The sequence below is a fragment of the Haloarcula sp. MBLA0163 genome, assembly GCF_055632435.1.
In genome coordinates this window covers 1,288,562-1,300,488 of the sequence record NZ_CM145745.1, presented here as the reverse complement: position 1 = coordinate 1,300,488, position 11,927 = coordinate 1,288,562, and the positions used below count along the sequence as shown (strand labels likewise).

The following is an 11,927-nucleotide window of genomic DNA, read 5'->3' as shown; positions in this document are numbered from 1 at the left end:
GGCTGTCGGCGCCGACGCAAAGGCCTGTCGGGACCGGCGGACGAGGGGGCCGGTCAGGCGAGTTCGTCGGCGATGGCCGCGCCGGTCTCGAGTCCGTTCCGCACCGCCGCGTGCAGGCGCGGCTCGTCGGCGACCCAGTCGCCGGCGAAGTAGAGGTCGTGGGCCGAGGCGTCCGCCAGTTCGGCGTGGTCGACGGTCGCCTCCGGCTGGGCGTACCGCCAGTGCTGGTAGTCCGTCCAGTCGGGGTCGGTGAGTCGCTCGTCGTCCACCAGCCGCGCGGTGCGCTCGGCGATGGCCGAGAGCAGCCGGTCGGGGTGTTCGTCGTAGTTGGCGACCGACCACCGCTCGTTCATCTGGACCACCAGCAGCGACTCCCCGTCGGGGACGTGCCCGTCCTTGCACTCCTCGCGGGCGACCCACCCGACGTCGTGGTCCTTGTCGGTGTTGACCGCGCCGTACCACGGGACGTCGAGCTCGAACGGGTAGTGGAAGACCCCCGTGACGACGGTCCGATACGGCACCGAGGCGATGGCCTGTCGGAAGCCCCGGCAGTCGTCGTGGTCCCACCGCGCCTGTCCGAGGAGGTCGGCCGTCTGGGGGGCCGGCGGCGTGAGGAGGACGGCGTCGAACGCCCCGTGGTCCGTCTGGTCGGCGTCGGCGATTCGCCACCCGTCGTCCGTCCGGTCGAGCGTCTCGACGCGGACGCCGTTGTGGACCGCCGCGTCCGTCTCGGCGAACAGGCGCTTCGCGAGTTGCGTGATGCCGGCCTCGTAGGTCCACTTGTGGTCGTCCGCGTCCCGGCCCTCGTGGATGCCGCCGCCGCGCTCGAAGGCGTAGATCGGGTCCGCGACGTCGACGAGGCCGTCGGTCGGCAGCGTCTCGGTCACCAGTTCCGTGACGCGGGCGTCGTCGTCCTTGAGGTAGTTCGCCCCGTACTCGTAGGTGCAGTCGTCCTTGCGCCGCGTAGCGGCCCGGCCGCAGACGCCGCGGCTCTTCTCCAGGACCGTCACCTGGACGGGCGCGTCCCGGAGGGCGTACGCGGCCGCGGCCCCGGCCGCTCCGGCGCCGACGATTGCCAACGTCGTTGTCATACCCGAACGGAGGGTCGGCGCGAGTAAATAACCACCCCCGCGCGGGAGAGGGAGGCGCCGTCGCTCGGTTAGACCCGGCCAGCGAGGGCTCGGAGCGCGTCGTCGCCGTCCGCGACCAGCGGGTCGCCGTGGCCCATCGCCGCGACTTCGAACGGCGGAATCCGCGCCGAGAGGTCCGCGACGCTCCGACGGAGCCGGTCCATGTCGTAGGAGTCGCCCCAGAAGGGGGTCGTCAGACCGCCGTCGTCCTCCCAGACGAGGTCACCGAGGAACGCCGTCGAGGCCGCCGCGTGGTGGTAGACGACGTGGCCCGGGTTGTGTCCCGGCGTGTGGTATGCGGTGAACCCGCCGATGGCGTCGCCGTCCTCCACCGGTTCCAGCGCGAGGTCGGGCAGCGGGAACAGCCGTCGGCTCGCCCGGTGGAACAGCCCCTTGTGGTGGAGCAGTCGTGGGGACACGCGTCCGGAGAGCAGTTCCAGGTCGTCGCTCCCGACGGCGACCGGGCCGTCGAACTCGGGGACCAGCCGGTTCAGCCCGCCGACGTGGTCGAGGTCGTAGTGCGTCAGCAGGACCCTGTCGAGGTCGGCGGGGCCGAACCCGACGGCGTCCAGTTCGTCGACGATGGTGGGTTCGTTCCACCAGAGGCCGGTGTCGACCAGCGTGAGGGCGTCGCTCTCGACGCCGAACGCGCTCTCGTCGACGAGGTAGGCGTTGGAGGCCAACGGCGGAATCAGCCCGAGTTCGAGGAGCCACACGCCCTCGCAGAGACGACGGACCATACCCTAGACAGAGCCCGGACGAGCAAAACGGCACGGAATCGTGTGTGTCTGTCCCTACCGTGACACGGGCACCCACGGCTGCGAACGGCCCCGGGGTCGACCGGGAACCGACGCGCAGAACGACCCGATAAGCCGGCCTTATCGACGGCGGGCGAGCGATAGCCGCTGATTGTTTATTGAATCGTGGCCTGTGAGACCACGACACATGACCGACGAACAGACGTCCGGGTCGCTCTCCCGGCGCGACGTCCTCCGGTCCTCGGGCGGTGTCCTCGGCCTCTCGGGCGCGGGGTCGACCGGTGGCCTCTCGTTCACGCGTGACTGTCCCGACGCCACGACGCGACCGGCGATGCGTGACTGCGAGGACGCCACGACGGCCGGGTGCGCCGACGACCACCCTCGGACGAAGGAACTCCGCGACGAGGCCGCCGCGGCGCTGGACACCGACTTCGACACGGTCGGTGCCCTCCTCGAGGACGGGTTCGTCCCGTACTTCGACCTCCTGACGGACGGCGACGAGGGCGGCTGGTCCCACTGGCTGAACCCACGGTACATCGGCGACGACTCGATACTCGACGCGACCCGCCCGGCAGCGATAATGGTCGACAACAAGTGGTGGCGCCCTCTCGGGGTGATGTTCGTGGCGACGCGCGGCGGGACACAAGTCGACGACCCGCCCACGGTGTACGGCGAGGGCGACGGCGAGGCCCGCTGTTCACCGTGGCACCACCACGTCGGCCTGCCCGGGCGGTACGCGTGGTGGAAGTACCAGCAGGTGTGGGGCGACGGCGCCGACACCGGGTTCCGCCTGCCGTGCCGAACCCCCTGTATGATGCACGTCTGGACCCTGCCGAACCCCGGCGGCGTCTACGCACACGGCCCGCCGCCACGAGGGAGTCGCGGTGGCCCGCCCGCCGAACCAGCCGGGTTCGAGACGACGGCGACCCCCGGCGAGGACGAGCTGGGCGTCGACGTGCTGGCCGAGGAGCTCCTGAACAGCAGCGTCGCCGAACGCAATCGGCGGTGACAGGACACACTGAGAGACTCTCTCTCGCCCCGAGAGGGGTTTAAGTCCTCGCGTGGCCGTCTGGTAGGCATGCACCGGACGAAGCAGGGGCCCGTGGGTCGACGGCGGTTCCTCGCCGCCCTCGCGGCCGGCGGGGTGGCGACGGTGGTAGCCGGTTGTCTCGGCGACGACCCGGACGGGACGCCGACGACGGCACAGGACGGTACCGACGCGCTGCCGACGGGCGGTGGCGACGCCAGCGGGGACACCAGTCTGGCGGGGTCCTGTGCAGCCGCGTTCGGCGACACGGACCAGCGCTACGACCCGGGCGACCGGCCCCTCGTGGCGACGTTCGCCTATCCGATGGCCGGCGCGGTGTTCGAGGAGCGCGCCGACGACGGCGAGGTCGTGACCGCCATCGGTTACGCCGCGACCGAGGACGGAGGGTACGAGCAGACGCTCCGGGTCACCCAGCGCGGCCCCGTCGACGGCGCGGACGTCGGCGAACGGTACGCCCGGCGAGACGGCTGGGAGGCGGGCGGGACCGTCGCGCACGACGGCGACGAGCGAGCGGTCGCCGTCCGCCGGACCGACGACACGGCCGTCGCGTGGGTCTTCGACATCCCGAGCGCGGGCGACACCTACGAGATAGAGGTCCGGACCGCCGTCGACGCGGGCGACCCCTGTCCGGACACGTACGACGCCGTCTGCGAACGGGTCAGTCGGTCGGTCCAGCCCCGATAGGCGCGAGCACTCGCCGAGGGCCGCGACTCAGTCGTCGAGGAACGTCCGCCACTCGTCGCCCTCCGCCAGTGCTTTCAGCGCCGTCGCGTGGTAGTCGACGAGTCGCTCGAGTCGCCGGCGTGCGACCGGCGCTCCGAGCCGACCGAGCGGGCCGAACGGCATCGCGAAGCGCACGTCGTCGGTCATCACGGTGCCGCCGTCGTCGGTCGCGAAGGTGTGGTCGTGCGAGAGCGACCCGAACACGCCGTCCCGCTGGACGTCGCGGAACCGCCGCGGTGGCTCGAACGCGACCACCTCGGCGGTGAGTTCGAACGGGACACCGAACTGCGGTGCCCGGAACGTCACCACGTCGCCGGGGCCGAGCAGTCCGGTCCCGCGGACCGCCTCCTCGTTCGGCATCGTCGCGACGTGGGCCTCGACGTGGCGCGCGAGGTCGAACACCCGCTCGCGCGGCGCGTCGATGCGGGTCTCGCGGTGGATACGCGGCATCACCCCGAGGCTCCGACCCGGAGCCGCATCGGATTTCCGGCTCGCGGCCGAAGGCGAGCGTGGTGAACTATCTGAACCTGCTGGCCGCGCTGTGCTGTTTCGCCGGCCTGGCGCTTCTCGGGGTCGTCTTCGGGCCGGCGGCCCTGACCGCCGGCGTCGGGCCCACGGCGTTCGTCGGTTTCCTCGCCGTCGCCGGGTGCCTGTTCCTCGCCGCCGCGACGGAGCGTGTCCTGCGGGTCGGCGGGCGAACGGTCGAGGGACAGGACTGCAGCGGCCTCGGCGACATCGCGGTGGGCCTCGCCATCTTCGGCGGCCTCTGGCGGACCCCGGCCAGCACCGAGGGCACCGTCTACACGGCGCTGGTCGTTCTGGGCGGCCTGAGCGCGGTGCTGTTCGGCGTCGTCGGTCTCGCCGAGACACACGGGCGGCTGTGAGTCTCGCCACACGCTGCAAGGCGTTAGACACATCGGTCGCCATCGGCTCCGGTAGCGTTCATTTGCGGTCCTGAGAACGAGGACGCGGCCGAGAGCGCGACCCTACTCCAGCCGCTTCGAGACGTACGGGCCGTCCTGCACGTAGTCGAGTTTGTCCCGGTAGTACTCGCGGACGCCGATGCCTGAGATGACCGCTATCTTCGAGAACCCGGCGTCCCGGGCCAGTTCCTCCGCCTTCCTCAGCAGACGCTTCCCGTACCCCTTGTGCTGGTGGTCGTCGTCGCCCGCCGACTGGCCGAGGCCGACGGCATTCCCGTAGACGTGGAGCTCCCGGACCAGCGCGGCGTCCTGCAGTTCCCGGCGTACCGGGTCGTTCGGGAACCGCAGGCGACAGAAGCCGACGAGGACGTCGTTCTCGAAGTCCTCGAAGGAGATGAAGTGCTCCGTGCCGCCGCAGGCCTCGTAGGTCAACACGTCGAGGTCGACTTCCTCGGCGACCTCGTCGCTGTGGCCGGCCTCGCGACAGCGGATACAGTCGCAGGTCCAGCCGTGTTTCTCCATCTCCTTCCAGGCCAGCTGCCGGAGGTTCGACTTCCAGACGCCGCCCTCGATGAAGTCCGCCGGGATGTCCCGCTGGACCCGCTGGAGCCGGGTGTAGCGGGGAATCATGTCCTTGATCTCGGCGACGAGTTCGGCCGCCTCCTGGTTGTCCAGCGGGTCGAACTCCTCTTTCTGCCACCAGTCGTAGGTGACCGTTCCCGGGACCACGAGCGTCGGGTAGATCTTGAGGTAGTCCGGCTTCCACCGGGACTCGGAGAAGATGCGCCGGAAGTCCTCCAGACACATCTCCTTGGACATGCCGGGCTGGCCGGGCATCATGTGGAAGCCGACCTTGAACGCCGAGTCGCGCAGGCGCCGGTTGGCGTCGATGCTCGCCTGGACGCCGTGGCCGCGGTGCATCTCGCGGTTGATGCGCTCGAACGTGGTCTGGACGCCCACCTCGACCTTCGTCCCGCCCAGGTCCAGCATCCGGTCTATCTGCTCGGGGTCACACCAGTCCGGCTTGGTCTCGAACGTCGTGGCGACGTTGCGCACGTCGGCCGTCTCGTTCTCCGCGATGACGTCCTCGAGGTAGCGGAACTCGTACTCGTCGGGGTCCTGTGCGAAGCTGACCTCCTCCGCCGGCTGTGGGTCGGCGTCGACGTCGAAGTCGTTCATCGCCTCCAGAGCGCGCTTGACGAACCACTCCTGGTAGTCGTGGCTCCGGGCGGTCATCGTCCCGCCCATGACGATGAGTTCGGCCTTGTCCACGGGATGACCGATCTCTCGGAGCTGGTTCAGCCGCAGCGTGACCTGCCCGTAGGGGTCGTAGTCGTTCTGCTCGCCGCGGGCCGCGGCCGGTTCGTGGCCGGTGTAGGACTGCGCCGAGGAGAACTCCGAGTCCGGGCCCCCGGGACAGTAGAGGCACTTCCCGTGGGGACACCGCTCGGGCGAGGTCATGATGGCGATGGGCGAGACGCCCGAGGCCGTGCGCACGGGTTTCCGCTGGAGCACCTCCTCCAGCACCTCACGGTGTTCCTGCGGAGCGTAGTCGAGCAGCTCGGAGTTCTGGGGTACCTTCGGGGCCGAGAACTCCCGGCAGACGTCTATCTTCGCCGACTCCACCTCGTCGCGTTCCACCTCGCCGGCGAGGATGCGGTCGACCAGCTCCGCACACACCTGCTGGAAGGCCTCCGTCTCCTCCGGGTCCGGCGTCTCCGTGCTCATCGCTGTTGTCCGTTCTCGTCGTCTCGGGCGAATAAGCGTGTCGCTCGCCCGCGCGGCGAGTCAGGGCTCGTCGTCCCAGTAGGCCATCTCGGCGTGCAGGTCCAGATACGTCGAGATGCTCCGGTCGTCGCTGTCGCCGCCGGGAGCCGCGCCGGCGTACAGCCCCACCATGTCCTTGTCGGGGTAGACGGTGATGTCCGGTTCCTGCATGGTGGAGACCATCAACAGGCGGAGCCCGTCGTCGCCGGCCTCGATCTCGTGAGCCGACGCCTCCCCGGCCGGGAGCGCGACGTAGTCGCCGGGTTCGAGGGCGTGTTCCTCGGCGTCGGGACCGAGCCACAGCGTCCCGCTCCCCGCCTGTACGAGGATGGCCTCCTCGTTGCCCTCGTGGTAGTGACGGAGCCACAGCCGTTTGCCGGCCGAGATGTCGTAGAGGCTCGCACCGAGCTCCTCGCCGCCGGCGGCGGGGGCGAGCTGCTTGCGCCTGAACGCGCGCTGGCCGTGGTCGTAGTCGGTCCACTCGACGTCGTCGACGTTGACGGGGCCGTCGGGCATGGTCGGCCCTCCGACCGCCCCGGTGAAAAAGTCTCGCCGTCGTTACAGGTCGTCGCTGAGCGCGGCGAGCGTCGCGTCGAGGACGGCCGTCTGTTCGCCGGCCAGGTAGCGGATGGAGCCCTCGCGGACGCTGCGGGTGGCGACGCCACCCTCCGGCACCGCCTCCGCGACGGCGTCGGTCAGGTCGTGGAGGTCCACGTCGGCGTCCGTGCGGACGTACAGCGTGTCCGTCGCGACGCCGACGACGGCGTCGACATCGTCGCGCATCTCGCGGTGGAGTTCGTCCAGCAGGAGCGTCTCCGGCGGGAACTCGTACTGGTGGGAGAACGCGTCGGTGTCGAGGACGGCTATCTCGCTGTCGCCGACGGTCTGGACGTCGACGTTCGCGCGGGCCGTCGAGACCTCGGTGTCGACCTTCTCGCGGAACTGCTCGGCGACGTGGCCGGCGAGGCCGCCCACGTCGTCCTCGTCGTCGCCGAACACGAGGTCGGTGATGAGCTCGCGCTTGTCCTCGTAGGACTGGTAGTACGCCTCCAGCGCGACGGCCTCGCGCAGCTGCGTGACGGCCGTCTCGTCGTAGCCGGCCTCGCTGGCCGCCTCGAGGTACGACTCGGGGGCGTCCTCCCAGACGCTCACGGCCGGCAGGTGCAGGAGGTCCCCGCGCACGTCGTCGTTGACGTGGGCGGCGACGTTCGCGGCCAGCGCCGTCGCCGTGGTGTCCGGCGCGTCGGCCAGACTCGGCGAGACGACGGCGTCCACGGCGTCGGTCACGGCCCCGTCGACGTCGATGTCGTCGATGACGACGGTCGGCGCGCCGTAGACGTTCAGGAGCTCGAAGCCGTCGAGGCTCTCGCGCGTACCGCCGGCGGCGACGAAGACGAACAGCGGCAGCGTCTCGTCGTGGCGCGCGCGGTTGTCGAGCATCGTCGTCGTGTCCTTCGTGGCGTCGTCCATGTCGTAGACGCCGCCCTCGAGCGGGCGCCGGTCGAAGTAGTGGTACTGGGCGTCCGACCGTCGGTGCTGGTCGGTGACCAGCGGCAGGGTCGCGCGCTCGAGCGCGCTCCCGGCGAGGTAGCCGTCGGCGGTGTTGGCGTGCCGGACGATGACCGGACGGTCCGTGAGGACGGCCTTCCGGATGTGGGTGGCCGCCTCGACGAGGTCCTCGGAGAGCGCCTCGACCGTCGAGTCGTCCGTCAGCGGGTCGACGGCGTCGGGGCGTGCCTCGTCGTCCAGCGCGTCGGCCAGTCGCTGTTCGACGGCGTCGCGCTCGTCCGCTTCGAGGACCGTGAGGGCCTCGGTCTCGACCTGAATCTCGCCGCGGCGGCGGCGGACCTCGCCCTCGAACCGGGCGACGTCGCCCTCCTCGACGTCCGGGTACGCGCGGACGCCGGCCTCGACGAAGGCCGCGCAGTCGACGGTGCCGGTCTCGTCCTGCAGTTCGAAGACGGTGGGGCCCGAGGTCTGGCGGACCCCGACGACCTCGCCCTCCAGCCGGACGTCCTCGCCGACGTGGTCGTCGAGGGCGGCGACGGCGACGACGGGCGGCGCTTCGGCCGCCGCGTCCTCGGTGTCCGCCTCGGCGTCCTCGTCCTCGGCTTCGACGACGGCGGCCGCACCGCCGCTCGACGAGACGCTCTCGGCGTCGGCGGTCGCCTCGGTGTCGTCGCTCGGCTGGCCGACCGTCCCCGCGCCGTTCACGCGGTCCGCGTCGCCGGTCTGGCTGACTGCGCCGGCGGACGTCTCGGCGCTCGGCTCGGTGTCCGCGGTCGCCGCGTCGTCGCCTGTCGGTTCTGCCGTGTCGTCAGCGTCGGGGGACTGAGGCGGCCCCTCGTCCCCGTCAGCGTTTCCCGACTGTTCTGCGGTCTCCTCGTCCTCGTCCTCGAGGAGCGTCGAGTGGCCCACGTCGGGGTCGTCGACGAGGACGCCGCGGAACTCGCGCTCGGACTGGCGGATGGACCAGCCGAGGTCCACGTTGCCGTTGTCGCGGACGTTCTTCACCTGCACGAACACCTCGTCGCCCGAGTCCCAGTCGAGGGAGTCGAGGCGGCGGTCCAGTTCGCTCCGGTGGAGGAGCCCGGTGACGCTGTCACCGATGTCGACGAAGACGCCGAACTCGGCGAAGCCGTCGACGCTGCCGCGGTAGTATCGACCGACCGATAGCTGGTCGGGACTGGTGCCTCTGAACTCGAATACGGCATCCTCCTCGTGGAGGTCACAGATGCGTCCTTCGACAGACGTGCCGCAAATGATACACGAACCCATTGCCCGGACGAAGCGCTTCGGGCCTAAAACGGTTGTCGAATTACGCGCGAGCGTGTCGACCCTTCTCAGTCGAACATCTCGCTCTCGGATTCGAGCAGCTCGAGCCCCTCAGCGACCGCTCTGGCCTGTTCCGGGAACAGCGCGACCTCTATCTCGCTGCCCTGGTCGTCCTCGAAGGCGAGTTTCACGCGCTTGTCGCCGTACTCCCGAACGTCGACGCCCTCGACGTCGTACATCTTGACCGTCGCCTGCTTGTTCGACGGACCGACGTTCTTGAACGCGCCGTCTTTCAGTTCGAGCATGAACTGCTCGATGTCGAGACTGAGCATGCCGGCACTGCGCGCGGCGGACGCCTAAAACCCACTCCTCGCGAGCAGGCGGAGGGCCGCGTCGAACCCCCGGAACCCGTAGCCGAAGACGATGGCGGCGGGAAGGGCGGCTACGGCGGCCGCGACGCCGACGCGCAGGTCGTGGACGACAGCCGTCCCGACGACGTACAGCGCCGCCCCCCAGGCCGTGACGAGGACGCGGAGCTCCGGCGACGGCAGGCCGGCCAGCAGACACGGCGCCATCGCGTAGCACATGACCTGCACCGTCTCGCTGACGCCGCCGCGGTTCGGCGCAATCGGCATCAAGAGGAGCGTCTGGAGCGCCGCCGTCAGGTGGACCGTCGCCGGCGCGACGAAGACGACGATACCGAGCAGCGCCAGGACCGCGATACCCGGCGTGAAATCGCCGATGGCGGGGTACGGGAACGGCCCCGTCGAGACGAGGCCGCGGCGCGCGAGGTCGACGACGAGGAACCGGCTGGCCTCCTCGAGGAGGACGATGACCGCCGCGAACACGAGCCCCGGCGCCTGGTCGCCGGGGGCGACGCCGGTCCGGAAGAACCGCCGCGGGCGGACCAGCACCTCGGCCCACGCGCGCACCAGCGCACTCGGCCCCCTGTCGCGCCCGCCCGTCGGGTTCTCGACCCACTGTGTCACGACTCGGTGTAGCGACTGGGCGAGTAAGACGGTTGCGAGTCGGCTCCGCTGTGGCGACCCGCCCGGTCGTTCGCTCGTCGCTTCGACCCGGACGGGGACGCGCGCCCGGTGTGGGCGACTAGTCGCCGGCGCCGACGTTCTCGGTGCTCTCGAAGCACGGTGGGTCGGGTTCGATGTTCGCGTACTGGACCGCCTCCTCGCCCAGCGTCGCGACGCGCTCGTCGACGTCGGCGTCGACGATGACACCGTCCTCGACGCTGTTCCTGGCCCGCGGGATGGCGGCCTGGTGCGGGATGACCCAGCAGTTCAGCGCGCGACACACCGACCGGAGGTGTTCGAGCGCGGTGATGGGGAACCCGCCGCCGGCGACGGCGAGCAGACCCACGGTCTTGTTCTCGAACTCGTCGAACCCACAGTAGTCCAGCGCGTTCTTCAGCGGCGCGGAGTACGACCCGTGGTAGACCGGCGTCCCGAGGATGATGGCGTCGGCCTCGTGTACCGCGTCCGTGAGTGCGAGCGCGTCGCCGGCCTCCCGGTCGTCCGCGTCGAAGACCGGGAGGTCGAACTCCCGGAGGTCGAGCAGTTCGGTCGTCGCGCCCGTCTCGCTGGCCGCTTCGAGGGCGCGCTCGACGCCGACGCGCGTGTAGCTAGCGTCTCTGAGGCTGCCGGCGATACCGACGACGTGGGGTCGAGACATGCGTGGAGACAGAGCGCCGTTCAGTAAAGGGGTAGCGGAACCGTACTGTCGGTCCCGGTACTGGTCGTGACATCCCGCAGACCGACTGCGCCCCCGGGCACGCGGTCGGCGGCGCCGGCGGCTATCTCGGTTTCGGCCGTCAGCGGTCGAGAGACACGGTCGTCTCCCCGCTCCCGTCGGCGACCGAGACGAGGCCGTCGTCGGCGAGGTCGGTCACCAGGTCCCGCAGCCACTCGCGGCCGTACTCGCCGTCGGGGGCGTAGTCGACGCGCACGCGGGGGCCGAGGTCGTCCAGCGCCAGTTCCTCGTACTCGTTGAGGACGTTGACGACGCGGCCCCGCATCTGGCGGCGACTCCCCTCGAACTCGGGTTGGGTGGGGACGTCCGGCGCGGTGAAGTCCCCGGTCTGGTAGGCGTGACACCACTCGCGCCACGGACACTGCGCGCCGTCGCAGGCCGGCGTCTTCTCGCAGGCCACGCCGCCCAGTTCCATGATGGCGTTGTTCCAGACCCGGGACTCGCCCTCTGGCATGAGGCGTCCGGCGACCGCCTCGAAGGCAGCGTCGTCGTCGGGCACGTCGAAGGCGCGGTACAGCACGCGTTTGACGTTCGTGTCGACGACGGCGTCCCCGTTGTCGAACGCGAAGGAGGCGACCGCGTTGGCGGTGTAGGGGCCGACGCCCATCAGCTCCGAGAGGCCGTCCGGGTCGCGGGGCCACTCGCCGTCGTGCTCCTCGACGACCTGGCGGGCGGCCTCGTGGAGGTACTTCGCGCGGTTGTTGTACCCCAGGGAGTGACTCGTCCAGAACCCGACTACCTCGCCCCGGTCGGCGGCCGCGAGGTCGTCGACGGTCGGCCACTGCTCCAGGAAGTCCCGCCACGCGGCCACGACGCGGTCGAGTTGGGTCTGCTGGCTCATCACTTCCGAGACGAGAATCTCGTAGGGGTCCTCGGTCTGTCGCCACGGGTACTCGCGGTGGTCGGCCTCGTACCACTCGACGAGCGCTCGCTGGACCCGGTCGAGGTCCGCGGGCAACTGCTCGGCCTCCGTCGCCGACTGGTCGCTCATTGCACCTCCGTTGGGTCCGTTCCGGTTTGTGTGTGGTGGTTACGGTCG

Annotated in this window: 13 protein-coding genes; 3 read left to right on the top strand and 10 right to left on the bottom strand. The window is 70.4% G+C overall.

The genetic code is table 11. The features are described from left to right. Positions 1-53: 53 nt before the first annotated feature. Positions 54-1,091, bottom strand: coding sequence for an NAD(P)/FAD-dependent oxidoreductase (locus ACV7GQ_RS06940; RefSeq protein WP_470312790.1), 1,038 nt, complete (start codon positions 1,089-1,091; stop codon positions 54-56). 68 nt (positions 1,092-1,159) lie between these two features. After that, on the bottom strand, positions 1,160-1,870 hold the full coding sequence (locus ACV7GQ_RS06935) for an MBL fold metallo-hydrolase (RefSeq protein WP_470312789.1): 711 nt from the start codon (positions 1,868-1,870) through the stop codon (positions 1,160-1,162). Positions 1,871-2,075: 205 nt separating this feature from the next. Between ACV7GQ_RS06935 and ACV7GQ_RS06930 the strand changes: the two genes are divergently transcribed. After that, on the top strand, positions 2,076-2,897 hold the full coding sequence (locus ACV7GQ_RS06930) for a hypothetical protein (protein WP_470312788.1): 822 nt from the start codon (positions 2,076-2,078) through the stop codon (positions 2,895-2,897). A gap of 69 nt (positions 2,898-2,966) precedes the next feature. After that, entirely contained in the window at positions 2,967-3,620 is a 654-nt protein-coding gene (locus tag ACV7GQ_RS06925; RefSeq protein ID WP_470312787.1) for a hypothetical protein, read from the top strand. A gap of 27 nt (positions 3,621-3,647) precedes the next feature. On the opposite strand, the gene ACV7GQ_RS06920 is transcribed toward ACV7GQ_RS06925, so the two are convergent. Further along, on the bottom strand, positions 3,648-4,109 hold the full coding sequence (locus ACV7GQ_RS06920; RefSeq protein ID WP_470312786.1) for an SRPBCC family protein: 462 nt from the start codon (positions 4,107-4,109) through the stop codon (positions 3,648-3,650). Between the two features lie 62 nt (positions 4,110-4,171). Here ACV7GQ_RS06920 and ACV7GQ_RS06915 point away from each other — a divergent pair, with 62 nt between their 5' ends. After that, entirely contained in the window at positions 4,172-4,543 is a 372-nt protein-coding gene (locus ACV7GQ_RS06915; RefSeq protein WP_470312785.1) for a DUF7994 family protein, read from the top strand. A gap of 102 nt (positions 4,544-4,645) precedes the next feature. Here ACV7GQ_RS06915 and ACV7GQ_RS06910 read toward each other — a convergent pair whose 3' ends face one another. The 7 genes from ACV7GQ_RS06910 to ACV7GQ_RS06880 form a co-directional block, all read right to left on the bottom strand. Next, positions 4,646-6,310, bottom strand: a complete 1,665-nt coding sequence (locus ACV7GQ_RS06910; RefSeq protein ID WP_470312784.1) for a tRNA uridine(34) 5-carboxymethylaminomethyl modification radical SAM/GNAT enzyme Elp3 — start codon at positions 6,308-6,310, stop codon at positions 4,646-4,648. Between the two features lie 60 nt (positions 6,311-6,370). Further along, entirely contained in the window at positions 6,371-6,865 is a 495-nt protein-coding gene (locus ACV7GQ_RS06905; RefSeq protein WP_470312783.1) for a cupin domain-containing protein, read from the bottom strand. Positions 6,866-6,907: 42 nt separating this feature from the next. Then, on the bottom strand, positions 6,908-9,127 hold the full coding sequence (locus ACV7GQ_RS06900; RefSeq protein WP_470312782.1) for a DHH family phosphoesterase: 2,220 nt from the start codon (positions 9,125-9,127) through the stop codon (positions 6,908-6,910). A 65-nt stretch (positions 9,128-9,192) separates the two neighbouring features. Continuing rightward, positions 9,193-9,456: a hypothetical protein gene (locus ACV7GQ_RS06895; protein WP_470312781.1), complete on the bottom strand. Its 264-nt coding sequence runs from the start codon at positions 9,454-9,456 to the stop codon at positions 9,193-9,195. 24 nt (positions 9,457-9,480) lie between these two features. Continuing rightward, positions 9,481-10,113, bottom strand: a complete 633-nt coding sequence (locus ACV7GQ_RS06890; RefSeq protein WP_470312780.1) for a YIP1 family protein — start codon at positions 10,111-10,113, stop codon at positions 9,481-9,483. A 118-nt stretch (positions 10,114-10,231) separates the two neighbouring features. Continuing rightward, positions 10,232-10,810, bottom strand: a complete 579-nt coding sequence (locus ACV7GQ_RS06885; protein ID WP_470312779.1) for an NADPH-dependent FMN reductase — start codon at positions 10,808-10,810, stop codon at positions 10,232-10,234. 139 nt (positions 10,811-10,949) lie between these two features. Beyond that, a complete protein-coding gene (locus ACV7GQ_RS06880; protein WP_470312778.1) occupies positions 10,950-11,879 on the bottom strand; it encodes an HhH-GPD family protein in 930 nt (309 codons plus the stop codon). Positions 11,880-11,927: the final 48 nt, after the last annotated feature.